This window comes from Kribbella sp. NPDC023855, from assembly GCF_040639475.1.
Classification (GTDB): Bacteria; Actinomycetota; Actinomycetes; order Propionibacteriales; family Kribbellaceae; genus Kribbella.
In genome coordinates this window covers 306,659-327,471 of sequence record NZ_JBFAAA010000003.1, presented here as the reverse complement: position 1 = coordinate 327,471, position 20,813 = coordinate 306,659, and the positions used below count along the sequence as shown (strand labels likewise).

At 67.8% G+C, this 20,813-nt stretch carries 27 protein-coding genes and 2 tRNA genes; 17 read left to right on the top strand and 12 right to left on the bottom strand.

Translation table 11 applies throughout. The features are described 5' to 3' along the window. Positions 1-194 precede the first annotated feature (194 nt). Positions 195-608 carry a MarR family transcriptional regulator gene (locus tag AB0F51_RS12350; protein WP_360278143.1) on the bottom strand — a complete coding sequence of 138 codons (414 nt, stop codon included), beginning with the start codon at positions 606-608 and terminating at the stop codon, positions 195-197. Between the two features lie 95 nt (positions 609-703). On the opposite strand from AB0F51_RS12350, the gene AB0F51_RS12345 reads away from it, so the two are divergent. Further along, positions 704-1,588, top strand: coding sequence for an LLM class flavin-dependent oxidoreductase (locus AB0F51_RS12345; RefSeq protein WP_360278140.1), 885 nt, complete (start codon positions 704-706; stop codon positions 1,586-1,588). A 9-nt stretch (positions 1,589-1,597) separates the two neighbouring features. On the opposite strand, the gene AB0F51_RS12340 is transcribed toward AB0F51_RS12345, so the two are convergent. Both AB0F51_RS12340 and AB0F51_RS12335 read right to left on the bottom strand, forming a co-directional pair. Further along, positions 1,598-2,290 carry an RraA family protein gene (locus tag AB0F51_RS12340; protein ID WP_360278137.1) on the bottom strand — a complete coding sequence of 231 codons (693 nt, stop codon included), beginning with the start codon at positions 2,288-2,290 and terminating at the stop codon, positions 1,598-1,600. An 87-nt stretch (positions 2,291-2,377) separates the two neighbouring features. Continuing rightward, on the bottom strand, positions 2,378-2,920 hold the full coding sequence (locus tag AB0F51_RS12335; protein ID WP_360278134.1) for an AAA family ATPase: 543 nt from the start codon (positions 2,918-2,920) through the stop codon (positions 2,378-2,380). 65 nt (positions 2,921-2,985) lie between these two features. Between AB0F51_RS12335 and AB0F51_RS12330 the strand changes: the two genes are divergently transcribed. Beyond that, positions 2,986-4,284: an AlkA N-terminal domain-containing protein gene (locus tag AB0F51_RS12330; RefSeq protein ID WP_360278131.1), complete on the top strand. Its 1,299-nt coding sequence runs from the start codon at positions 2,986-2,988 to the stop codon at positions 4,282-4,284. Here AB0F51_RS12330 and AB0F51_RS12325 read toward each other — a convergent pair. Both AB0F51_RS12325 and AB0F51_RS12320 read right to left on the bottom strand, forming a co-directional pair. Further along, positions 4,273-5,067 carry an isocitrate lyase/phosphoenolpyruvate mutase family protein gene (locus tag AB0F51_RS12325; RefSeq protein ID WP_360278129.1) on the bottom strand — a complete coding sequence of 265 codons (795 nt, stop codon included), beginning with the start codon at positions 5,065-5,067 and terminating at the stop codon, positions 4,273-4,275. The genes AB0F51_RS12330 and AB0F51_RS12325 overlap by 12 nt on opposite strands. 2 nt (positions 5,068-5,069) lie before the next feature. Continuing rightward, positions 5,070-5,366: an antibiotic biosynthesis monooxygenase gene (locus tag AB0F51_RS12320; protein WP_360278126.1), complete on the bottom strand. Its 297-nt coding sequence runs from the start codon at positions 5,364-5,366 to the stop codon at positions 5,070-5,072. Between the two features lie 168 nt (positions 5,367-5,534). On the opposite strand from AB0F51_RS12320, the gene AB0F51_RS12315 reads away from it, so the two are divergent. After that, on the top strand, positions 5,535-6,329 hold the full coding sequence (locus tag AB0F51_RS12315) for a methyltransferase domain-containing protein (RefSeq protein WP_360278123.1): 795 nt from the start codon (positions 5,535-5,537) through the stop codon (positions 6,327-6,329). Positions 6,330-6,338: 9 nt separating this feature from the next. Here AB0F51_RS12315 and AB0F51_RS12310 read toward each other — a convergent pair whose 3' ends face one another. The 3 genes from AB0F51_RS12310 to AB0F51_RS12300 all read right to left on the bottom strand — a co-directional run bounded on the left by AB0F51_RS12310 (position 6,339) and on the right by AB0F51_RS12300 (position 8,557). Then, positions 6,339-6,719 carry a VOC family protein gene (locus tag AB0F51_RS12310; protein ID WP_360278121.1) on the bottom strand — a complete coding sequence of 127 codons (381 nt, stop codon included), beginning with the start codon at positions 6,717-6,719 and terminating at the stop codon, positions 6,339-6,341. Positions 6,720-6,729: 10 nt separating this feature from the next. Then, positions 6,730-7,575, bottom strand: a complete 846-nt coding sequence (locus tag AB0F51_RS12305; protein ID WP_360278118.1) for a TrmH family RNA methyltransferase — start codon at positions 7,573-7,575, stop codon at positions 6,730-6,732. A gap of 118 nt (positions 7,576-7,693) precedes the next feature. Continuing rightward, positions 7,694-8,557 carry an alpha/beta hydrolase gene (locus AB0F51_RS12300; RefSeq protein ID WP_360278116.1) on the bottom strand — a complete coding sequence of 288 codons (864 nt, stop codon included), beginning with the start codon at positions 8,555-8,557 and terminating at the stop codon, positions 7,694-7,696. A gap of 71 nt (positions 8,558-8,628) precedes the next feature. On the opposite strand from AB0F51_RS12300, the gene AB0F51_RS12295 reads away from it, so the two are divergent. Next, the gene (locus AB0F51_RS12295) at positions 8,629-9,111 is read left to right on the top strand and encodes a CGNR zinc finger domain-containing protein (protein WP_360278113.1); all 483 of its coding nucleotides are present in this window, start codon (positions 8,629-8,631) and stop codon (positions 9,109-9,111) included. 1 nt (position 9,112) lies between these two features. On the opposite strand, the gene AB0F51_RS12290 is transcribed toward AB0F51_RS12295, so the two are convergent. Continuing rightward, positions 9,113-10,303, bottom strand: coding sequence for a TerC family protein (locus AB0F51_RS12290; RefSeq protein ID WP_360278110.1), 1,191 nt, complete (start codon positions 10,301-10,303; stop codon positions 9,113-9,115). A 134-nt stretch (positions 10,304-10,437) separates the two neighbouring features. Between AB0F51_RS12290 and AB0F51_RS12285 the strand changes: the two genes are divergently transcribed. Both AB0F51_RS12285 and AB0F51_RS12280 read left to right on the top strand, forming a co-directional pair. Continuing rightward, complete coding sequence (locus AB0F51_RS12285; RefSeq protein ID WP_360278108.1) at positions 10,438-11,049, top strand: TetR family transcriptional regulator; 612 nt, start codon at positions 10,438-10,440, stop codon at positions 11,047-11,049. A 75-nt stretch (positions 11,050-11,124) separates the two neighbouring features. Then, positions 11,125-12,675, top strand: a complete 1,551-nt coding sequence (locus AB0F51_RS12280) for an FAD-dependent monooxygenase (protein WP_360278105.1) — start codon at positions 11,125-11,127, stop codon at positions 12,673-12,675. Here AB0F51_RS12280 and AB0F51_RS12275 read toward each other — a convergent pair. Further along, positions 12,645-13,208 (bottom strand): XRE family transcriptional regulator, encoded by a 564-nt coding sequence (locus AB0F51_RS12275; RefSeq protein WP_360278103.1) that lies wholly within the window; start codon positions 13,206-13,208, stop codon positions 12,645-12,647. The genes AB0F51_RS12280 and AB0F51_RS12275 overlap by 31 nt on opposite strands. Positions 13,209-13,247: 39 nt before the next feature. On the opposite strand from AB0F51_RS12275, the gene AB0F51_RS12270 reads away from it, so the two are divergent. Both AB0F51_RS12270 and AB0F51_RS12265 read left to right on the top strand, forming a co-directional pair. Beyond that, a complete protein-coding gene (locus AB0F51_RS12270) occupies positions 13,248-13,772 on the top strand; it encodes an N-acetyltransferase family protein (RefSeq protein ID WP_360278100.1) in 525 nt (174 codons plus the stop codon). A gap of 74 nt (positions 13,773-13,846) precedes the next feature. Beyond that, complete coding sequence (locus AB0F51_RS12265; RefSeq protein ID WP_360278097.1) at positions 13,847-14,797, top strand: hypothetical protein; 951 nt, start codon at positions 13,847-13,849, stop codon at positions 14,795-14,797. A 1-nt stretch (position 14,798) separates the two neighbouring features. Here the strand turns inward: AB0F51_RS12265 and AB0F51_RS12260 are convergent, their stop codons facing one another. Continuing rightward, entirely contained in the window at positions 14,799-15,392 is a 594-nt protein-coding gene (locus AB0F51_RS12260) for a M15 family metallopeptidase (RefSeq protein ID WP_360278094.1), read from the bottom strand. Positions 15,393-15,480: 88 nt separating this feature from the next. On the opposite strand from AB0F51_RS12260, the gene AB0F51_RS12255 reads away from it, so the two are divergent. From AB0F51_RS12255 to AB0F51_RS12245, 3 genes are read left to right on the top strand one after another with little or no spacing between them, the layout of a single operon-like run. Next, positions 15,481-16,143 carry a response regulator transcription factor gene (locus AB0F51_RS12255; protein ID WP_360278091.1) on the top strand — a complete coding sequence of 221 codons (663 nt, stop codon included), beginning with the start codon at positions 15,481-15,483 and terminating at the stop codon, positions 16,141-16,143. Beyond that, entirely contained in the window at positions 16,140-17,291 is a 1,152-nt protein-coding gene (locus tag AB0F51_RS12250; RefSeq protein ID WP_360278088.1) for a HAMP domain-containing sensor histidine kinase, read from the top strand. Before AB0F51_RS12255 ends, AB0F51_RS12250 begins: the two co-directional genes overlap by 4 nt. 43 nt (positions 17,292-17,334) lie before the next feature. After that, positions 17,335-17,826 (top strand): GNAT family N-acetyltransferase, encoded by a 492-nt coding sequence (locus AB0F51_RS12245; protein WP_360278085.1) that lies wholly within the window; start codon positions 17,335-17,337, stop codon positions 17,824-17,826. A 5-nt stretch (positions 17,827-17,831) separates the two neighbouring features. On the opposite strand, the gene AB0F51_RS12240 is transcribed toward AB0F51_RS12245, so the two are convergent. Next, positions 17,832-18,746 (bottom strand): M23 family metallopeptidase, encoded by a 915-nt coding sequence (locus AB0F51_RS12240; RefSeq protein ID WP_360278082.1) that lies wholly within the window; start codon positions 18,744-18,746, stop codon positions 17,832-17,834. Between the two features lie 258 nt (positions 18,747-19,004). Here AB0F51_RS12240 and AB0F51_RS12235 point away from each other — a divergent pair, with 258 nt between their 5' ends. The 6 genes from AB0F51_RS12235 to rpmG all read left to right on the top strand — a co-directional run bounded on the left by AB0F51_RS12235 (position 19,005) and on the right by rpmG (position 20,691). After that, positions 19,005-19,187, top strand: coding sequence for a putative leader peptide (locus AB0F51_RS12235; protein WP_360278079.1), 183 nt, complete (start codon positions 19,005-19,007; stop codon positions 19,185-19,187). A 473-nt stretch (positions 19,188-19,660) separates the two neighbouring features. Continuing rightward, positions 19,661-19,900 carry a DUF1684 domain-containing protein gene (locus AB0F51_RS12230; protein WP_360278077.1) on the top strand — a complete coding sequence of 80 codons (240 nt, stop codon included), beginning with the start codon at positions 19,661-19,663 and terminating at the stop codon, positions 19,898-19,900. Positions 19,901-19,960: 60 nt separating this feature from the next. Next, complete coding sequence (locus tag AB0F51_RS12225; protein WP_360278074.1) at positions 19,961-20,137, top strand: hypothetical protein; 177 nt, start codon at positions 19,961-19,963, stop codon at positions 20,135-20,137. 122 nt (positions 20,138-20,259) lie between these two features. Further along, positions 20,260-20,332: transfer RNA gene (locus tag AB0F51_RS12220), tRNA-Thr, on the top strand. A 50-nt stretch (positions 20,333-20,382) separates the two neighbouring features. Continuing rightward, positions 20,383-20,456: transfer RNA gene (locus AB0F51_RS12215), tRNA-Met, on the top strand. Between the two features lie 67 nt (positions 20,457-20,523). Then, positions 20,524-20,691 carry a 50S ribosomal protein L33 gene (rpmG, locus tag AB0F51_RS12210; RefSeq protein ID WP_020388160.1) on the top strand — a complete coding sequence of 56 codons (168 nt, stop codon included), beginning with the start codon at positions 20,524-20,526 and terminating at the stop codon, positions 20,689-20,691. The last annotated feature ends 122 nt before the right edge of the window (positions 20,692-20,813 follow it).

Sequence of the window (20,813 nt, the reverse complement as noted above, 5' to 3'; positions counted from 1 at the left end):
CAGCGCGGTCATACCATCACGCGTCTGTCGGGGGTGTCAACGAATGTTCAGCCAGATTGCATCTTGTTGCAATCTGGGCGACGACGAGGCTTAGCGGAGGGGCGTCGGCGTGAGAAAGGCCACAGGCGGATCGTTGGTTCGGGCCTTGACGATCGGCGGCGAAGTCGCGGGCCGGGCCGAATAGCGGCGCGGGGCTAGAGCGTTATCTGGGTGATGGCCTTGGTGAGGGTTTTGCGGGTGGCTGGGGTCAGCAGGGTGGTCAGGGCCTCGACGCGGTTGGTGAAAGCGGTGTGGGCCTGGTCGGCGAGGGTGTGGCCGTCGGGGGTCAGTGCGATCTGACAGGCGCGGCGGTCGGTCGGGTGGGCGTTGCGGGAGACCAGGGAGCGGCGTTCCAGGCGGTCGACCATGCTGGTCAGGCTGGAGCGCTCGATGCTCAGGATGCGGCTCAGGTCGGTCATGCCCTGAGGACCGCCGAGCAGGACGCAGAGCAGGTGGGCCTGCTGGGGAGTGAGGCCCAGCGGGCGGCTCGTTTCGGCGTACAGGTCCTGGAGGACGTGCATCAGGGTGACCAGGGAGCCGACCAGTTCGCTGTCTGTCTTCGTTGCCACGTCCCTACTGTAGTCCGGTCTTCGGACTGTTCGGTGTGCTAATAATTAGGAGAGCTACTATTTAGGCCTACGAACTACTTTCTGGAGGCAAGAACATGACTGTGCGCTTCGGCTACGGATCGCCGGCGGACGTCCGGGCGGTGGGGGAGATCGTCCGGCTGGCCGAGCAGGCCGACCGGGACGGGCTCGACCTCTTCTCGCTGTCGGACCACCCGTACCTGCCCGACCTGCTCGACGCCTACGCGACGCTCTCCTTCGTGCTCGGCCGCACGACCCGCATCTCCGCGCTGGCCAACGTCACCAACCTTCCGCTGCGACCGGCACCGATGCTCGCCCGGACGGCGTCCTCGCTGACCGCCGTCTCCGACGGCAGGTTCGTGCTCGGGCTGGGCGCAGGTGGCGCGTGGGACAAGATCACCACGATGGGAGTGCCGCGAGTCAGCCCGGCCGAGGCCGTTGAGGCGTTCGAGCAGGCGATGATCCTGGTCCGCCAACTCTCCGGCGGCGGCCCAGCCATCACCGACCCGTACTCCGGCGTGACCGCACTCGCGCCCTCCCGCTTCCCGGCGCCCCCGATCTGGACGGGGTCCAACGGCCCCAAGTCGTTGGCCGCAACGGGTCGCCAGGCCGACGGCTGGATCCCTGGGCACGCCGCCGACTGGCTCAGCGAGCGGTACCGGTGGTCCCGGCCGATCATCGACGAGGCGGCCCTGTCGGTCGGCCGCAAGCCGTCCGATGTCGCCACCATCTACAACTTCCCAGGCAGGATCACGACCCAGCCGCTCGCCAAGACCCGCGACGGCGACGGTCGCTGGATCGGCGGCTCGCCCGCTCAATGGGTGGAGGAGCTGACCAGCGCCGTACTCGAGCACGGCGCCGCCGGCTTCATCCTCTTCCCGTCGGGTCCCGAGCCTTTCGAGACCACGTTGAGCCGCTGGTCCCAGGAGGTCGTCCCCGCAGTACGGGCCGCGATCGGCTAGCTGGTGAGGCTACTCCTCGATGGCGCCGCCGACGCCGCGCAGGTGTTCGCGGAAGGTCAGCGACGGACGCTCCTTACGCGCCGCGAGATAGGCGTCGAAGCGGACCTGCTCGCGCAACGTCGTACCGGAGCGGATCAGGTCGGCCTGCTTGCGTTCGGTCGCCTGGATCGACTCCGCGAGGTCGAACAGTTCGTCGACGCGGTCCGCCGGGACGAAGATGACGCCGTCCTCGTCACCCAGGACGACGTCGGCCTGGGTGACGGTCCATTCCCCGACGGTCGCGGACTCCAGCGCGTTGTCCGGCAGCGGATCGAGACGTAGCGGCCCGGTGGGCATCGCGCCGAGGCTGTAGACCGGCAGGCCGATCGCCCGGATGTCGACGGTGTCGCGGTGCAACCCCCACACGACCAGGCCGGAGATGCCGGCCGCCTGTGCCTCCAGCACGACCAGGTCGCCGACGCAGGCCTCGTCGCGCCGCGCGTTGTTGTCGACGACCAGCACGTCACCGGGCTCGGCAGACCCGAACGCTTCCAGGAACACGTCGACACTGCCGACATGCCGCGCCGGCAACACCCGGCCGGCGATGCGTCCCGGTGTCACGGCCTGCAGGGACGCCGTCCGTACTTCGATGCCGGCGCGCAGGCAGGCGTCGGCGACATGAGGAGTGGTCAGATTCCCGAACCGCTTCAGCAGAGCACCCATTCCCTGACCTTAGTCAGAGAATCGATACCTCGCCAGAACCATCCAGTACTCCGGCCCAGTACTCGAGAAACCTGGTACTCGAGAAACCTAGTACTCGAGAAACCGGACAAGTTCGGGCAGGTCCGGGTGGTAGCCGTCGGTGGTGTCGACCGTGATGGTCGGGACCGGGAGTGAGATCGGGTTGAAGCTGTCGTGGCTGCGGCGCCAGGTGTCGGCGGAACGGTGCCCGTCTTCGTGCGCCTTGCGGAGAGTATTCTCGGCGGCCCGAGTCGTGATGCGGTCGTGCGCGACGTCGGCCGGCACCGTGCAGTGGATGATCCGCACCTCGGCGAGCCCCAGGAACGGCGTCAGCCCCGGACGCCAGACATGATCCTGAAAGGCGGCCTCGGCCACCACCGAGGATCCGCGCCCGATCAGCAGCCCGATCACGTCGAAGAACGTCGCCAGGGTCCGCATCGTCAGCGGATCACCCGGCCCCGGTACGAAGCCCGGGTTCGCGTGCACCATCCCTTCCTTGATCTCGTCCCGGCAGACAGCAGGACACCCCACCGCGCCGGCCACCCGATGAGCCAACGTCGTCTTGCCACTCCCCGGAGGCCCACTCACCACCACAAGCATCGGCTTCGCCACCCGCGCACCTTAACGCTGTCCGGATCTGGCTGGACGGACGATGAGGCGCGTCGGAGGATGAGCGGGTGACTACGTACTCCGCGGTGCGGACGACCGGGATCTACTGTCGTCCCGGGTGTGGCGCCAAGCCGCTGGCGGAGAACGTGCAGACCTTCGAGCTCGCCGCCGCGGCCGAGGCAGCGGGGTATCGCGCCTGTCTGCGGTGCCGGCCGTATCGGGTCGCTGGGACTGTGGCGGACGAGGCTCCCGAGTTGGTCTGCCGTGCGGTCCAGTTGATCATCACCGGGCTGCTCGACGAGGCCGACGAGACAGCACTGGCCGCGAGGCTCGGGTTGTCGGCGCGGCATCTGCGGCGGATGTTCAACGACCATCTCGGCGTCACCCCGGATCAGTTCGCCCGGTCGCGGCGCGCGCACTTCGCGCGCCGGCTGCTGGACGACACTGATCTGACGATCGCCGACATCGCGTTCGCGTCGGGCTTCGGCAGTCTGCGCCAGTTCAACCGGGCGATGCGCGAAGTGTTCCGCTCAACCCCACGCGAGCTGCGCGAACGGCGCCGCCGGACCGACCGGCTGGCTGCCGACGGCGGCCTCGTACTGCGGATGCCGTTCACCCCGCCGTACGACTGGGACGCGATGCTCACTTTCCTCGCCGCCCATGCGATCCCCGGCGTCGAGTCCGTCGTCGACGGCACCTATCGCCGGACCATCGCCCTCGACGGCGATCCCGGACTGCTCGAGCTCACGGCCGGTGGCGCCGATCACCTGCTGCTGCGAGCACATCTGCCGTACTGGGAAGGCGTGATCCACGTCGTCGAGCGCGCTGCTCAACTCGTCGGTCTTGATACCGAACCCGTCCTGGCTGCTGCCCAACTCGGCGGCGACCCGGTCATCGGCCCGCTGATCAAGGCTCGCCCGGGTCTCCGCGTTCCTGGTACGTGGGGCCCGTTCGAAGTGGCCGTCCAGGCGATCGTCCGGAACCAAGCGCCGGGCGAGGCGAACGAGATCCTCGCCCATCTGGTCAGCACCGCCGGTACGCCGGTGGCCGGGCTCCGTCACGAGCTCACCCATGCTTTTCCCTCCGCCGAAGCCTTGATCGCGCAGTACGACGGACCGGGTCGCCTTGGCCAGACTCTCCGGGGACTGGCCCAAGAGGTTGCTTTCGGCAACCTCAAGCTGGATGGTGCCGAGCCGCTCGAATCCCTGGTCCAGGCGCTCACCCGGATCGACGGGATCACCGAAGTGGCGGCCCATCACATCGCGCTCCGGCTGGGAGCGCGCGACGCGTTTCCCGCCGAGGTCACCGGCGAATCCGAAGCTTGGAGACCTTGGCGGGCTCTCGCGTACATGCACCTAACGCAATAGCTTGTTGCTCGCGGCAAAGTCGGAGGCCGCGGCCAGGACTTGGTAGGTGCCAGTAGCAAGCAGTTCCGTAGCTGCCGCGGCCGCGAGCCCGTAGGCGCCCGCGCTGATGGCCGGTCCGACGCTGATCCGGGCGACACCCAGCGCGGCCAGCTCGGCGATGGTCGGAGCGCCGGCGCCAGTCATCACGTTCAGTGGAAGCGGTGACCCGGCGACCAGTTCGCGGATGGTTTCGGCGTCGACCACACCTGGTACGAAGAGCACGTCCGCCCCGGCTTCGGCGTACAGGCGAGCCCTTTCGAGTGTGCCGGTGCCGTCGCCGAACAGGTGGGTGTCGGTCCGCGCGTTGATCACCAGATCGACGCCTGCGGCAACCGCTGCCTCGCGGGCGGCGGCGATGCGTTCGGCCAGGAACTCCGGTTCGGCCAGCACTTGCTGGACGCTGTCCTCGAGATTGATGCCGACGACACCGATCGCGAGGACGTCGGTCACGGTCGCGGCGACCTCGGCCGGCGTCGCGCCGTACCCGGACTCCAGGTCGGCATTGATCGGCACGGAGACCACCTTCGCGATCCGCCGCAGGACGGCGAGCGCCGCGTCGCGGGTGAGCCCACCCGCGTCCGCGACTCCCTCCGCCCACGAGACCCCGGCACTCGTCGTCGCGACAGCCTTGGCACCGGCCGCCTCGACCGCGCGCGCCGAGCCCGGATCCCACGCGTTCGGCAGAACCAGCGGCCCATCATCATGCAACCCCCGAAAAGCCCGCGCCTGCGCCTTCCGGTCCACGGTCACAGGCTGACCAGCAACTCGTGGTCGATCTCGACGAACTCGACGATCAGGTCCGCGAACTGCCCGGCGATCAGCTCCTTGTACGCCGAGGAGCCGGTGTGCGCGTCGTACGCCGCCTGGTCGGCGAAGTGCTCCACGAAGAGCATGTAGTCGGGCTTGGCCGGGTCGCGGTAGACCCGGAACGACAAGGTGCCTTCCTCCTGCCCGGGTCCCTGCGGCGCGAAGGCCAGCACGAGCTCCTCGGCCTTGGCCTGGTTGCCGTCCTTGAGGTGGATGGGAAATACCTTTGCGAGCACTGTCTTCCTCCTGGTGGGTGGTTCTCAGGAGTCAAGGTTCGCCTCCCGGCCGCCCTCGGGTCTGGCCATATTCGGTCATCTCCGTGCATCCATTGGATGAGACGATATGTCTCATAAAGCAAGATCTGCCGTTAGGGTGAGCGGGACAGCGAGGACGAAGGAGTCCCCATGAACAACGTGTACACCCACGGCCACCACGAGTCCGTACTGCGCTCGCACAGCTGGCGTACCGCCGAGAATTCGGCCGGCTACCTGTTGCCGCAGCTCCGGCCCGGCCTGTCGCTGCTGGACATCGGCGCGGGCCCCGGCACCATCACGGCGGATCTCGCCCGGCTGGTCCAGCCCGGCCGGACGACGGCCCTCGAGGCCAGCGAGAAGGCGCTCGACGTCACCCGCGCCACCTTCGCGAAGCTCGACCTCGAGGTCGACTTCGTCGTCGGCGACGTGCATCGGCTCGACCTGCCGGACGACTCCTACGACGTGGTGCACGCCCACCAGGTCCTGCAGCACGTCGCCGATCCGGTGCAAGCGCTCCGCGAGATGCGGCGCGTCTGCAAGCCGGGCGGCATCGTCGCGGCCAGGGACTCGGACTACAGCGCCTTCGCCTGGTTCCCGCAGCTGCCGGAACTGGACGAATGGATGGCCCTCTACCAACGCATGGCCCGCGCGAACAGCGGTGAACCGGATGCCGGCCGGCGCCTACTCTCCTGGGCACTGGAGGCTGGATTCGAGAAGGTCGACGCGACGGCGAGCAACTGGACGTTCACCAGCGAAGCGGATCGCGCCTGGTGGGGTGGCATGTGGGCCGACCGCGTCCTGCAGTCTGCGCTCGCCGATCAGGCGCTGGCGTCCGGCGTACCGCAGGAAGACCTCGAGCGGATCTCGGCCGCCTGGCTCACCTGGGCTGCCGACCCGGCCGGGTTCATCTCCCTGCTGCACGGCGAGATCATCGCCGTTGCCTGAGGCAACTGATCAGCCGGCCAGGACGACAAGGTAGCCGTCCGGGTCACGCAGCCAGATCTCCTCGTGGCCGGCGTTCGGGTTGTGGTGGAGGTCGGTCTCGATCGTCACGCCGGTCGCCTTGATCCGCTCCACGGCGGCCGCGAGCGGGTCGACCTCGAACCACACCGCGACACCGTTGCCCAGTGGCAACGAGGGGTCGCCGATCGTCCCGTGATGATGCCCGAGCTCCAGCTTGTGCAACTGAAGAACCATGGTGCCGCCCACCATGATCTGCTCGTACTCCGGTCCGCCGTGGCCGCTCGTCGCGTCCAGCACAGCGCAGTACCAGGCGCTGCTCTTCTCGACGTCGGTCACGGCGATCATGGTTTGGGTTCGAACGGTTGCGCTCATGGGGGTGACGCTATGCGCTGGTGGCGCCGCCGGTCTTGAAGGAATGGGAACGCTGGCGGGAGACCTCGTACAGGACGGCTGTCGCGGCGTTCGCGGCGTTCAGCGAACTGGCGGAGCCGGTCATCGGGATGCTGAGCAGGTGGTCGGCGAGGTCCTTCCAGGCTGAGCTCAGCCCGGAAGTCTCGTTGCCGATCAGGAGGAGGGTCGGCCGGGTCAGGTCGAAGTCGAAGATGTCGGCCTCGCCCTTCTCGTCGGTGCCGACCACAACGATCGGCGTACCGAGGGTGCGTTGTTGCTCGACCCAGGCCATCACCTCGCGCTGCGACGGCACCCGCACGGCCGGCAGCGCGAAGAGTGAACCCGTGCTGGCCCGGACCGCCTTCGGATCGTAGACGTCGGCGGCGTGCCCGGTGACGATCAGGCCGTCGGCCCCGAACGCGTCGGCGGAGCGGATGATCGAGCCGATGTTGCCCGGTCCGGTCGGGCGGTCGAACACGACGCCGAGGAAGTCCCGTTCCACCTTGATCCGGGCGAGGTCGTCGGCGGGCATCTCGACCACGGCGATCAGCTCGGGTGGCGTCTCGTCCTTCTCGCCGAGCTCGGCCAGCAGCTCCGGCGCCATGCTCACCCGCTCCGCGCCTTGCTGTGACCGCAGCAGGTCGGCGGCCCAGTGCGACAAGTGCCGCTCCGAGTTGTAGATCAATGCCCGAATGGTCCAGCCGTGCTCGACCGCGAGGGTGATCGGCCGGACGCCCTGCACCAGGAACTCGCCGGCCCGCAACCGCTTGTTCCGATTGCCCAGCAGCGCCTGCCACACCTGGAACCGGGCATTCCGGCTACTGATCCGCTGTTCCATAGCCCCCCACTCTAGTGTCCTGAGTCGGAAGTTCCTGCGCATCTCCGGCGCCCAGGCACGCACCTGGACACCGGAGCTGCTGCAGCAACTTCCGACTCAGGACACTAGGTGTCCGCAATCAGCCAACCTTGCGGCTCAGGAAATCCCGGATCAGCTCGGCGATCTCGGTGGCGTGCGACTCGAGGGCGAAGTGACCCGCGTCGAGGAGGTGGATCTCGGCCTCCGGCAGGTCGCGCTGGAACGCCTTCGCGCCGGCGGGCGGGAAGATCTCGTCGTTCCCGCCCCAGGCCGCGAGCAGCGGCACCTGGCTGGTCCGGAAGTACTCCTGGAACTTCGGGTAGAGCCTGAAGTTGTCGGGATACGTGCGGACCAGATCCAGCTGCACCTGCTCGGCGCCCGGTCGCGCCAGCAGCGACAAGTCGTGCTGCCAAGCGTCGGGGCTGAGCAGACTCTGATCCGAGACGCCGTGCTGGTACTGCCACTTCACCATGGCCGGGCTCTGCATCCCGGCCGCCGCGTCGGCGGTCTCCGGCGTCGGGTCGGCGGCGTACGCGAGGACGTCGGCCCACATCTCCTCGACCAGGCCGTCCTCGTAGGCATTCCCGTTCTGGGTGATGATCGCCGTGATCCGCTCCGGGTACTCCAGCGCCATCCGCCAGGCGATCGGCGCGCCGTAGTCCTGCACATAGAGCGCGTACTGCGTCAGGCCGAGCTTCTCGGTGAAGCCGGTCGTCAGGGCGGCCAGCGCGGCGAAGCTGTACTCGAACTCGTCGGCCGGCGGCATCGCCGAGTAGCCGAAGCCGAGGTGGTCGGGCGCGATCAGGTGGTACCGGTCCGCCAGCAGCGGGATCAGGTTCCGGAACATGTGCGAACTGGTCGGAAACCCGTGCAGGAGCAGCAGAACCGGCGCATCGACCGGGCCGGCCTCACGGTAGAAGAGCTGGTGGCCGTCGACCTCGACGGTGCGGTGGTGAACGGTCATCGCCTAACCCCTTTGCAAGTTTTATCTGGTTACAAGGGTGAGCTAACACCACCGTCATGTAACCTGTCAACATGGCCAATGCGGTTATGTCTGACGAGGCAGTCCTGCTCGAGCTGCTCAACTCGGCGCGGATGGTCGACGGCGTACCGATCGACGAGCTGCGCGGCGCGGGCGCGTCCGAGTGGCTGCGAGCGCACGGCATCCCCGGTACTCCGACGGCCGTGCGCGAGCTTCGCGATGCCATCGCCGGCGTAGTACGGGGCGAGCGGGCGCCGGCCGTTCTCCAGCGGTTCGTCGACGGGATGCGCCAAGTGCCGGTGGTTGGTGAGTCCGGGGTGGAGTGGAAGGTGGAAGGTGGCCGGTTCGCGTCCCGGGCTGTCCTTGCGTGGTCCGGGTTGCAGGGCCGGTTGCGGCCGTGTGAGAACGACAGTGAGTGTCGGTTGTTCCTCATCGACCGGAGCAAGGCGAATGCGCGGCGCTGGTGCTCGATGTCAACGTGTGGCAACCGGTTGAAGGCCAGGCGGCATCAGGATCGGGTTCGGAGTACTGGCTGAGTCAGGGGCTGGTGGTGGCTGAGTTGCGGCTCTCGATGACTCGGGCGCACAGTTCCATCAGCTCCCGCTCGTTCTTGACGATCTGCTTGGCCTTGGGGCCGAGCGCAACGATGTGCTCGCGGGACTCCTCCAGCCGGCTGTACAGCCGCTCGCGCTCGGCCGCGTCGTCGGTGTAGTCCGCGTCCAGGTAGGCGAGCGCGTCGCGGCGGATGTTGGCCATCGCGGTCTGCGTGCGGCCGCGGGTGCTGAACAGGGATGCCAGGATCGTGACCAGCAGCACGACCACGATGACCACCAGGGACAGGCCGGTGCTGATCTCCGCGACCTCGACGTGGTGGCCGGCGTTGACGAACGGCAGGTTGTTCTCGTGCAGCGCGTGCAGGATCAGCTTCGCGCCGATGAAGGCGAGGATCGCGGCCAGCCCGAAGGACAGATAGATCAGCCGGTCCAGCAGGCCGTCGAGCAGGAAGTAGAGCTGACGCAGGCCGAGCAGGCTGAACGCGGTCGCGGTGAAGACGATGAACACGTTCTGGGTCAACCCGAAGATGGCGGGGATCGAGTCCAGCGCGAACATCAGGTCGGTACCGCCGATGGCCACCATCACCAGCAGCATCGGCGTCATCATCCGGCGGCCGTCCTGACGGGTGATCAGCCGGTCGCCGTCGTACGACTCGGTGGTCGGGAGCAGGCGGCGGGCGAGGCGGACGATCACGTTCTGGGCCGAGTGCGACTCCTCGGTCTGCGGTTTGAGCATGTTGCCCGCGGTGATCAGCAGGGCGAGGCCGAACAGGTAGAACACCCAGGAGAAGGTGTTCAGCAGGGCCGAGCCGAGGAAGATGAAGCCGGCCCGGGCGATGAGTGAGATGACGATGCCGGCCAGCAGCACCTTCTGCTGGTTCTCCCGGGGCACCCGGAAGCTGGTCATGATGATCAGGAAGACGAACAGGTTGTCGACCGACAACGCCTTCTCGGTGATGTAGCCCGCGAAGTACTCCGAGCCTGTGTCGGTGCCGCCGAACAGCAGCAGGCCGACTCCGAAGAGCAGCGCGATGCCGACGTACACGCTGGACCAGAGTGCCGCCTCGCGCAGGGTCGGGACGTGGGCGCTGCGAACGTGGAAGATGTAGTCGAAAGCCAGCAGGGCAAGGATTCCCAGCACGGTCAGGGACCATGCCAGCGGGGATACGGTCATCGTCTGCGTTCCGATCACGAGGGGCCGGGGTTCAGCCAATCACGCTCCAGCCGACCCTGTCGCTGAACGACCGGAATGGAAAATTGCCTAAAAGGCATCTTTGCACTTTCGGCAATCATTGCTACGGTGGTCGCATGGAGAGCGCCGGACTGCGGGAGCGGAAGAAGCAGGAGACCCGGATCGCGCTGAGCTGGGCGGCCGTCCGGCTGACGGTGGAGCGTGGGTACGGCAACGTACGGATCGAGGACATCGCCGCCGAGGCGGGCGTCTCGCTGCGCACGTTCCGGAACTACTTCTCCAGCAAGGCCGAGGCGATCGCCGCCCGGCACGTGGAGCGCCAGCTGCAGATCTCCGCGGAGCTGCGCGCTCGTCCGGCCGACGAGCCGTTGTGGGTGGCGATCCGGGCCGCCATCGAGCAGCACCTCACGCTCGGCGCCGAGGGGCGTGGGGGTCACGAGAAACCGGACGAGCAGTGGCTCGCCGGTGTGCGGCTGATGATGACCGAGCCCGCCTTGCTGGGGGAGATGGCCAAGGCGAACGAGGCAGCCGGTGGTGAACTGGCCGCGGCGATCGCCGAACGGACGAACACCTCGGGGCTGTATCCGCAGTTGGTCGCCGCCGTCGTCGGCGCCGCGGCCGCGGCGGCGACCGCGGAGTGGCTGCGCGCCGACCCGCCTCGATCCATGGCCGAACTGATGGCCGAAGCACTCGACCGGGTCGAGGCCGGGCTGCCCGAGCCCAACTGACCCGTTGCTGAACGACACCCCGGTGTTCCCGGGGCGATGACGCACGCCCGAAAACAGACTGGAAGGACACTGCTCATGCTGCAAGATGTCGTGATCGCCGGTGCCGGCCCGAACGGACTGATGCTTGCCTGCGAGCTCCGGCTGGCCGGGCTGCGGCCGATCGTGCTCGAACGGTTGCCGGAACGCAGTACGGAACCGCGGGCCAACGGGTTGGTCGGTCAGGTCGTCCGGATGCTCGACCGGCGCGGGTTGTACGAGCGGCTGGCGGGCGAGGACGGGCCGCCCGAACCTGTTGCCGGTTTCGTCTTCGGGGCGTTGCCGTTGCAGCTCGACGTACTGGATGACAATCCGCTGTACCTGCTGGGCGTTCCCCAGGTCCGGATCGAGGAGGTGCTGCAGGAGCGCGCTTTGGAGCTTGGTGTGGAGATCCGTCGCGGGCACGAACTGGTCGGGCTGTCCCAGACGGCCGATGCGGTCACGGCGCAGATCGCCGGGCCGGAGGGAGAGTACGAAGTACAGGCCCGGTACTTCGTGGGTGCCGACGGTGGCCGCAGTCTCACGCGCAAGCTGGTGGGCATCGATTTCCCGGGCGTCATTCAGGACAGGATGGTCTCCCGTACTGCGAGTGTGGCGGTGCCCGAAGGGTGGGTCGACCCGGCGACGCTGGCGTTGACCGTGCCTGGCTTCGGGGTGATCCCGCCGTTCCGGCATCTGCGGACCGAGCGTGGGCTGTTCGTCTTCGCGCCGTTCCCGGGGCGGGCGCCGGCGATGAGCACGGGGGAGTGGGATTCGCCGGCGGACGGCCCGGTGACGCTGGCCGAGGTCCAGGAGAGTGCCGAGCGGGTGCTGGGGGCTTCGTTGCCGTTGTCGCCTCCCGAGGTGGACGGCCCGCACATCTTGCGGCGAATTGCCGGAGGCAACAGCCGGTTGGCGGAGCGGTTCCGCGAGGGGAGAGTGTTGCTGGTCGGCGATGCGGCCCACGTGCACTCGGCGATCGGTGGACCTGGGCTGAATCTCGGGCTGCAGGATGCGATCAACCTCGGGTGGAAGCTTGCGGGTGAGATCCAGGGATGGGCGCCTGAGGGGTTGCTCGACAGTTACGAGGCTGAGCGGCGGCCGGTGGGGAAGCGGGTGGTGATGCACACGCAGGCGCAGGCGGCGTTGATCGCGCCCGGGAGTGAGGTGACCGCGTTGCGGGAGTTGTTCACGGAGCTTCTCGGCTATCCGCGAAACGTGCAGCACCTTGCCGATCTGATGTCCGGCGCGGACATCCGGTACTTCGACGGTGCGCATCCGCTGGTCGGGCGGTGGGCGCCTGATCTGGTGCTCGATCGCGGTGACGGGCCGGTGCGGTTGGCTTCGGTGACTCGGGCGGGGCGGGCGGTGCTGCTCGACTTCTCCGGTGATTCATTCTTTGCGGGCGAGGCGTTGAGTGACCGGGTGGAGATTGTTGCCGCCAGCACCGATACGCCAGGGGCTCCGCTGGCGATGTTGCTGCGGCCCGATGGGTATGTGGCTTGGGCGGCAGACAGCACTGGGGATGCGGAGCGGGAAGGGCTGCGAGCGGCGGCGGGCCGTTGGTTCGGCGTACCGGCTCAGCGGCCTTTGACCAGTGCCACCAGGTAGCGGCAGGGATCCTGTGCGGGGTTGATGAAGGTGCAGGGGGCGGGGGCGCCCAGCTGGAGGCAGTCGCCGGTGGAGAGCTGGTGCAGGTGGTCGCCCTCGCGGAAGTGCAGGTTGCCTTCGAGGACCCAGATCTGCTGGTACTTGAAGATGTAGGCGTCGGCTGGATACGACACCTCGGCGCCGGGGGGAAGCTCGACTTCGACGAGTTCGAGTGGGCCCTCGGTGGCGGGGGAGATGGCCCGGCGGCGGTAGCCGGTGGCCGGGTCGGTCCAGGTTGGCTGGTCGGCGGCTCGGCGAAGGAGGTCGCCCGTGCTTCCTTCGGCGCGGGCGACCAGCTCGGAGAGAGTCAGGCCGAGGGCGCCGGAGAGCCGGCCGAGCAGTACGGCGGTCGGCTGGGCCTCGCCGCGTTCGATCTTGCCGATCATCGCTCGGGAGACGCCGGAGCGGTCGGCGAGCGCGTTCACCGACAGGTCGCGGCTGAGCCGGGCGGACTGCAGGGTCGCGGCGAGTGAGGCGGACAGCGGATCTTCCATGCTTGCCACTATAGCGGCAGTTGTGGCTACTATTGTGGCATGGGAAAGATCCGCGAGGCCAACGAACTCGACGCCGCGGCCTGCGCGGCGATCTACGCGCCGTACGTCCGGGACACCGCGATCACGTTCGAACTCGAGCCGCCGACGGTGGAGGAGATGGCCGGGCGCATCACGCGCTCGGTGCGCACGCATGCGTGGCTGGTGCTCGAGGATGACGAGGGCAGAGTGGTCGGGTACGCGTACGGCGGCCCGATGAAGCCGCGGGCGGCGTACCGGTGGTCTTGTGAGGTGTCCATCTATCTGGAGACCGGGCGGCGGCGCACTGGCGGTGGGCGGGCACTCTACGAGGCGCTCTTCGAGCGACTGACCGAGCGCGGGTACCGGACGGCTGTCGCCGGCATGACCCTGCCCAACCCGGCCAGCGAGGGATTGCACGCGGCCCTTGGTTTCGAACCCATCGGCACCTACCGGAAGATCGGCTGGAAACACAACGCCTGGCACGACGTCGCCTGGTCCCAACGCCCCTTGGCAACCGCAGAAGACCCACCCACCGAACCTGCGTAGAGCCCCGGACCGGTTCCGCCGGAAACCTGGATACTGGCGGTTGTGTCGAAGTTCAGCGAGCCCGTGAGTGGACCGTGTTCACCTTCCTCCCGGGGCTGGACCTGCGGCTGCTCTGTGACGTGCTCCGGTCTGTTGAGCTCGGCTTTCGGCCGAACGAGGCGCGGGTCCAGGCGCTGGGGGCCGGAGGGATCACGGCGTCGTACGACGATGCGGTCTGGGAGACGATCCTGGCGACACCTGAGGTCTACGGGTTCGAGCTGGAGACCGAGGGCGCCGGTCCGGGACTGGGGTGCAGCGTGCTCGGTACGTGCGGTGAGGTGATGGTCTCCGGCGTACCGGCCACTGAGAGGCTGGTGGCGGCGCTGCTGGACCTCCCCGGACTTCTCGGTGGGGCGTCCGGAGATTTCACCGACGCGCGCTGGCAGGGCGAGACCGACCCGAACCACTACCGGATGTGGTGGGACGGCCCGTGGGAACACCTGCCGCGCACTGTGGACGAGTGGGGCGACGAAATCATCGACGTCTCCGGACACCCTGGCCGGATCACCGAGGTGCCAGGGATGCGCCTCTGGCCCGCGCAGGACGTGTGGTTCGGTCCCGCCGCGGCGCTCGTCATCGACTACGAGGCCATCGCGGGCCTGCCGGTCGGCCGCGTCAGCGACCTGGGCGGCGGCCGTTTCCATGTCCGGCTCTGGGAGGACGGCGCTTCGCTCGACGAGATCCGCCGGGTCCAGCAGACGGTGCGTGACCACCTGCGGTACGACGCCGCGGTGGCCCGCGACGACGAGATCCGGGCCGCGCTGACGGCCGGCCAGGCGGACGACCCGATGCTGGTCGTCCAGCGCGGAAACTTCCCGCACGGTGGAACGGAACGATTCCTGCAGTACTTCTCGGCCACCAAGTACCCGACGACCCGCTCGCGGGCTGCCTGGCTGAACGTCAAGGAGTTCGACGACCGCAATCGCGAGGTGTACAACCAGGACGTCGACCTGACGACCGCACCTCATCCCGACCTGTCGTCGTGAGCTAGCCGCTGTTCGTGCTGCTCTTCATTGGTGGGCATTTGCTGCCGGGGGTGGTGGCTAGTTCGAAGTGCCAGATTTCGTTGGCGAGGGTTTGGCAGAGGCCGAAGCGGTGGCCTTTGCGGTTCAGCCAGTCGTCCGCGTTGGTGGGGCCTACGTCGATCGCGCTGCCGGTGACGTGGTGGGACTCGTTGGGGTCGGCCACGTATTCGGCGGCCTTTTCGCGGCTTCCGTATTTGGCGATCGCTTTGTCCAGCAGTTCTTGCTGATAGGTGCGGCTGCGCCAGCCGGTGGTCAAGTGCAGTGTGATGCCGTCTCGTTCGGCTGCCGTGGCGGCGTTCTGGATTGCCTTCAGGAGTTGGGGATTGAGGTTCGCCACCCCGGGCAGCGACGTGTCGAAAGGTGACGCGTTGTCCGGGAGTACACCGTCCTCGGGGCCGGGAGAAGTCGCCGAGGAGCTGGAGACCGGGCGGTGGTCGTCCATCGACGTGCAGGCGGCCAGGCCGAAGCTGATGACCGCGGCAACTATTGCGAGAGCGATCAGCGCGGTCAGCCGTTGTTCTTTCTTGCGGGTGGCAACGAGTTCGTCGGGAAGCATGCGGCCAAGCCAACCTGGCGTGATGTTGCGAGAGCGTCAGCGTTTCCGGATACGTTTTTGATAGGCCTCGCCTGCTTCAATAGGGGTTATGCGGGTTCTGGTCGTGGAGGACGAGGTCTATCTCGCCGAGGCGATCCGGGCCGGGTTGCGGCTGCAGGCGATGGCTGTCGATCTCGCGTACGACGGGGTCGGCGCGCTCGACTCGCTCGCCGTCACGGAGTACGACGTCGTCGTGCTGGACCGGGACATCCCAGCGCCGAACGGTGACGAGGTGTGCCGCCGGATCGTCGCGCAAGGGCTGCCGTGCCGGGTGCTGATGCTCACGGCCGCGGGTGAGCTGGACGACAAGGTGAGTGGGTTCGAGGTGGGTGCCGACGACTACCTGACCAAGCCGTTCGAGCTGAAGGAGCTCGTCGTCCGGCTCCGGGCGCTGGCTCGGCGGCCCACCGTGTCGACGCCGACGGTGATCGAGTACGCCGGGGTGACGCTCGACCCGTTCCGGCGGGAGGTGTACCGGTCCGGGCGCTACGTGAAGCTGAGTCGCAAACAGTTCTCGGTGCTGGAGGTGCTGATGACGGCCAAGGGCGGAGTGATCAGTGCCGAGACGTTGCTGGAGCGAGCCTGGGACGAGAACACCGACCCGTTCAGCAACGCCGTCCGGATCACGATCTCCACGCTGCGCAAGGCGCTCGGCGATCCGTGGGTGATCCACACCGTCCCCGGCGTGGGCTACCGGATCGGCGAGTCATGAGCGCGACGCCCGTAGTACCGGCCGAGGCTGGGTCTGGCTCGTCGACCGCCGGTGCGTCGCTGGTCAATTGGCGACCGCGGTTGACTGTGCGGCTTCGATTGACGCTCAGCTATGCGTTGCTGCTGGTCGTGGCCGGCGGGGTGGTTGCCGTCATCATCTACGCGGTCATGCGGTTCGTGCCGAACTATCCGCTCACTGCGGCCAATCCCCGAGACGTCGGACCGGTCGCCACCCGGGGCGAGATTCTCGACCTGGTGGTCAAGCTGTCGGCGTACGCGATGGCGTTGCTGGCGGTGATCGGGATGGCGGGCGGCTGGATCATCGCGGGCCGGATGCTGCGGCCGTTGCAGGAGATCACGGCCGCTGCCCGGCTGGCCGCGAGTGGGTCGCTGGATCATCGGATCGGCCTGGGCGGCCGGCCTGACGAGTTCACCGAGTTGTCCGACACGTTCGACGAGATGCTCGAGCGGTTGGAGCGGTCGTTCACGCAGTACCGGCGGTTCGCGGCGAACGCCTCGCACGAGCTGCGCACCCCGCACACCGTGATGAAGACGATGCTCGAAGTGGCGATCGCCGATCCCGATCACCAGGACGTGCGGGAGCTGGCCAGCCGGTTGCACGAGACCAACCAGCGCGGGATCGACATCGTGGAGGCGCTCCTGGCGCTCGCGTCGCTCGGCAACCGCAAGGTCGAGCTGGAGCCGGTCGACCTGGCGGAGGTCGCGCGGCGGGCGGTCGAGGAGCTGCGGCCGGAGGCGGAGGCCGCGGGCGTGACGCTCACCGTGGACCTCCAGCAAACAGTTGTCGCGGGCAATGAAACCCTGCTGCGCCAGCTGATCGTCAACCTCGGCCAGAACGCGATCCGCCACAACCTCCCGAGCGGCGGTACGGCGAAGCTGACCGTCCGGCCCGGCGGGCGGCTGACCGTCGAGAACACCGGCGAGGTGCTCGAGCCATCGATGGTTGCCACCCTGACCGAACCGTTCGCCCGTCGTGGCAGGCTCGCCCAACGCCCTGGCCGGCAAGGCGGGCACGGCCTCGGGCTGGCACTGGTCGCCGCCATCGCGACCGCCCACAACGGAACTCTCACCCTGACCCCCGGCACCCCAGGCGGCCTGACAGCCAGCGTTACCTTGCAACCGGCCTGACCCCGGGACTCTGTTGCACCCGGTGGCGGGTGAGGATGGGGGTATGGGTGAGGTGACTGTGCGGCGGGCTGTTGAGGCCGATGAGGCGGCGTTGCTGGCGATCGAGTTGACGGCGTGGGACGCCTCGTCGGGGTTCCCGTCGATGACGGCTCCCGATCGGACCGCGTTCTTCAGCGAACGCAGCGGGCCGGACGCGCATCTGGTCGCCGAGCTGGACGGTGAGGTCGTCGGCTACGTGCGGTTGCAGGACAAGTACCCGTTCCCCGAGGGGGCCGGTGTCCTGTCGGTCAACGGACTCGCGGTCGCCGGTTCAGCCCGCGGGCGCGGGATCGGCTCGATCCTGCTGACCGCGGCCGGCGACGAGGCGAAACGCCGCGGCGCTCGCAAGATCACCTTGTTCGTCCACGGCACGAACACCGTCGCAAGGCGGCTTTACGAGCGCCACGGGTACGTCGTCGAGGGAACTCTTCCGCGCGAGTTCGTGATCGACGGCCAGTACGTCGACACCCACGTCCTGGCCAGACATCTGGACTGACGCGATTACGGATTGACACCGTGCTCGATGAGCCAGGGCTTCGGGTTGATCGGGCCGTCGCCACCGGGCAGTACTTCGAAGTGCAGGTGCGGGCCGGTCGTGTTGCCGGTGACCCCGATCGAACCGACCTGGCTGCCGGCCTGGACCGAGTCGCCGACCGAGACGGTGAACTCGGACATGTGGCTGTACGACGTCACGGTGCCGTCGGCGTGCCGGACCTTCACCTGACGGCCGTACGCGCCCTCGTAGTCGGCCTGGATCACTTCACCGGCCATCACGGAGCGGACCGGCGTACCGATCGGGGCCGCGAAGTCGAGGCCGGTGTGGTTCCTGGCCCAGCGTCCGCCGGCCTGGCCGAAGGTCGCGGTGATGCGGTAACCGGTGGTGGGCAGGACGACCTTGGGTGCTGCCTTCGCCTTGGCGATCGCCTCAGCCTTGGCTGCTGCCTTCGCCTTGGCGATCGCCTCGGCCTTGGCGGCGGCGGCCGCCTTGCGAGCCGCGAGCTGCTTGGCCGCGGCCAAGGCTGCGGCGCGGCGCTGGGTCAGGTTCGCGTTGGCGGCCAGCTTGGCGGCGCGGGCCTTGGCCGCGGCGGCTGCCGCGGCCTGTGCCTTGCGGGTCGACTCCAGCGACAGCTCGAAGCGCGACATGTCCCGGGTGGCGAGCTCACGGCGCTCGATCCGCGCGGCGGTGATCGCGTCCAGCTGCTGGGAGCTGGTGGTGGTGCTGGCGGTGCCGGCGGTGGCCGGACCTGCGGTGGGGGACAGAGCGACGGCGCTGGTACCGGCGGCGGCAGCGAGAGCGGCGGTCAAACCGACCAGCTGGACGCCACGGACGGAAGAGCGACGGGTCAGGCGGTGCTTCGCCACCCGACGGGCGCCGGCCGGAGTACGACGTGGCGCCGTACGTCCTGCTTCCGACACGTCATGGTGAGGGGACACGAGAGCCTTCCAGAGTCGAGTAGCCGCCGAGGTCGTCCCCAGCGGCCCAATGACCATAACGATGAGGTCACGGCCAGCTCAAACGCGCACTGCGACCGAATCACGGAAATCGGCTACGGTCAGTGACTGCTTTGTGCCGCCGTGTCGCGCGTCAGGCGTGGCCGGCGGCCACAAATAGTTGAATCCGGGCGTGACGCGGATCACTCGCGTCATACCGTTTGAAGGCCCTCTCGACCCGCTATGGGCGTCCAGAATATGAGAGGTTTGTCGACTGACTTACTATCCTTTCGACGTCCTCGCATACTGGTTTCACCAGGCCGCAGGAAGGAGACGGTGATGTCGGAACCAGCCCGGCGTGAACTCGCCTACTACCGTCTCCACATCGACCTGCAACGCGTCTCCAGCGCCCTGTGTCGGCTCTGACCGCTCGACTCTCTGAGGTACTGGGAGTACCCACCTCGCTCTGAAGTACACACATCCACCCTGCGGAACGTCGCCGAGGCACTGGGGCTCGGCGAGCTTCCGCAGGCGGCGAGATGTCGGGTGTACGGCGCGCAACGGCAACGAGTAGCCATCGCCGGGTTCTGACCCTGCGACCAAGGTGCCGGTGTTCGACGTACCCGCCCTGGACGCCCGAGAGCAAGCAGAAGCGACAACAACAAGGGGCCCACAGCAACTATCCCGAGGAGGCGGCGCCAGCGAACGCCGCCTCCTCAACCGGCCTGCCCTATCTCCCGACCGGCTACGCCGCAGACCGCGGTCAACCCGGCATGGGTCGTCACAGGGCATTTCACGCCGTACGAGGAGACAGTGCGTCAACGCGATCGGGACGGTTCACCTGGCGCTCGGCGATTCGGCGTACGAGCTGGTTGCGACCGCCGGCGGTGGAGGGGCGGGTGTCGCTGTCGTTCCATGACGAGACGAACGGCGACGAGACGGCTGCCTGGCGCGCGGTCATCACCGGGCGCGTGCAGGGTGACCGGACTGTCGTCGTGGACTTCAACTGGGCCATCAACCTCCCCTTCGCCTTCACCCCCTTCGGCACCTGCCCCGCCCCGATCATCGGCAACCACCTGCCCCTCCCGGTCACGGCCGGCGAGAAGAAGCGCAGGTGGAGTTCTGTACGTACACACTGATCGACAACTCGCCGGACCCGACCAGCGGGCACCAGCTCACGCCCGCACGAACGCTTGCAGGTGATTGACAAGTTCGGGCGGTGCCAGGAGGCCTTCGGGTGCGGGCTGTCCGGGGTCTCGTTGGAGGTGTCCGGGCTGCCCGAGCGGGTGAGCCGGGAGAGTGTCGAGCGGTTCGTGACGGACGTCATGCCGGTACTGCGGGCCGCGTACCCGGGGCGGGTCTGGAATCGGGTGTAAAACTGGTCGGAAGGACTCTGGGGAACCGGTATGCTTCTCTGGTCGGACGAGGGGTCCAGCAGGGCTCTTCCTCCCCGATTTCACATCGGGGTAGGAGACCGTGTACTGTCTCTCCTCGGCCCGCCCCTTTAGCTCAGTCGGCAGAGCGTCTCCATGGTAAGGAGAAGGTCTACGGTTCGATTCCGTAAAGGGGCTCTGAGAAACGCTGCACCACCCGGTTCGCCGGGTGGAGCGACGGACTCTCTGGCGGGGTAGCTCAGGTGGTTAGAGCACACGGCTCATAATCGTGGTGTCGCGGGTTCGACTCCCGCCCCCGCTACCCACCATCGCGGTATCTCGAGAGCACGATCACCCAAGTTGCGTGCTCCTGAAAAGAAGAGGCAGTAATGGCCAAGGCAAGCGACGTCCGCCCGAAGATCACGCTGGCGTGCACGGTGTGCAAGGAGCGCAACTACATCACCAAGAAGAACCGGCGCAACGACCCGGATCGTCTTGAGCTGAAGAAGTACTGCGCGCGTTGCAACGACCACACGGACCACCGCGAGACCCGCTGACCTCAGCAGTCTTCCAAGAGGCCCGCTTCGCTCCGGCGAAGCGGGCCTTTTGCTTGTCCCCATCGAACCATTGCATCGTTGTAGAGCCAGTGGTCACACTGGGATCCGCGACAAGCTGGGAG

Excerpts from the sequence above, each read along its gene's own strand:
- AB0F51_RS12345 (WP_360278140.1), top strand. The coding sequence starts at position 704 with ATGACTGTGCGCTTCGGCTACGGATCGCCGGCGGACGTCCGGGCGGTG.
- AB0F51_RS12340 (WP_360278137.1), bottom strand. The coding sequence starts at position 2,290 with ATGGGTGCTCTGCTGAAGCGGTTCGGGAATCTGACCACTCCTCATGTC.
- AB0F51_RS12315 (WP_360278123.1), top strand. The coding sequence starts at position 5,535 with ATGAACAACGTGTACACCCACGGCCACCACGAGTCCGTACTGCGCTCG.
- AB0F51_RS12310 (WP_360278121.1), bottom strand. The coding sequence starts at position 6,719 with ATGAGCGCAACCGTTCGAACCCAAACCATGATCGCCGTGACCGACGTC.
- AB0F51_RS12305 (WP_360278118.1), bottom strand. The coding sequence starts at position 7,575 with ATGGAACAGCGGATCAGTAGCCGGAATGCCCGGTTCCAGGTGTGGCAG.
- AB0F51_RS12300 (WP_360278116.1), bottom strand. The coding sequence starts at position 8,557 with ATGACCGTTCACCACCGCACCGTCGAGGTCGACGGCCACCAGCTCTTC.
- AB0F51_RS12295 (WP_360278113.1), top strand. The coding sequence starts at position 8,629 with ATGGCCAATGCGGTTATGTCTGACGAGGCAGTCCTGCTCGAGCTGCTC.
- AB0F51_RS12290 (WP_360278110.1), bottom strand. The coding sequence starts at position 10,303 with ATGACCGTATCCCCGCTGGCATGGTCCCTGACCGTGCTGGGAATCCTT.
- AB0F51_RS12285 (WP_360278108.1), top strand. The coding sequence starts at position 10,438 with ATGGAGAGCGCCGGACTGCGGGAGCGGAAGAAGCAGGAGACCCGGATC.
- AB0F51_RS12280 (WP_360278105.1), top strand. The coding sequence starts at position 11,125 with ATGCTGCAAGATGTCGTGATCGCCGGTGCCGGCCCGAACGGACTGATG.
- AB0F51_RS12275 (WP_360278103.1), bottom strand. The coding sequence starts at position 13,208 with ATGGAAGATCCGCTGTCCGCCTCACTCGCCGCGACCCTGCAGTCCGCC.
- AB0F51_RS12270 (WP_360278100.1), top strand. The coding sequence starts at position 13,248 with ATGGGAAAGATCCGCGAGGCCAACGAACTCGACGCCGCGGCCTGCGCG.
- AB0F51_RS12260 (WP_360278094.1), bottom strand. The coding sequence starts at position 15,392 with ATGCTTCCCGACGAACTCGTTGCCACCCGCAAGAAAGAACAACGGCTG.
- AB0F51_RS12255 (WP_360278091.1), top strand. The coding sequence starts at position 15,481 with ATGCGGGTTCTGGTCGTGGAGGACGAGGTCTATCTCGCCGAGGCGATC.
- AB0F51_RS12250 (WP_360278088.1), top strand. The coding sequence starts at position 16,140 with ATGAGCGCGACGCCCGTAGTACCGGCCGAGGCTGGGTCTGGCTCGTCG.
- AB0F51_RS12245 (WP_360278085.1), top strand. The coding sequence starts at position 17,335 with ATGGGTGAGGTGACTGTGCGGCGGGCTGTTGAGGCCGATGAGGCGGCG.
- AB0F51_RS12235 (WP_360278079.1), top strand. The coding sequence starts at position 19,005 with ATGGGCGTCCAGAATATGAGAGGTTTGTCGACTGACTTACTATCCTTT.
- rpmG (WP_020388160.1), top strand. The coding sequence starts at position 20,524 with ATGGCCAAGGCAAGCGACGTCCGCCCGAAGATCACGCTGGCGTGCACG.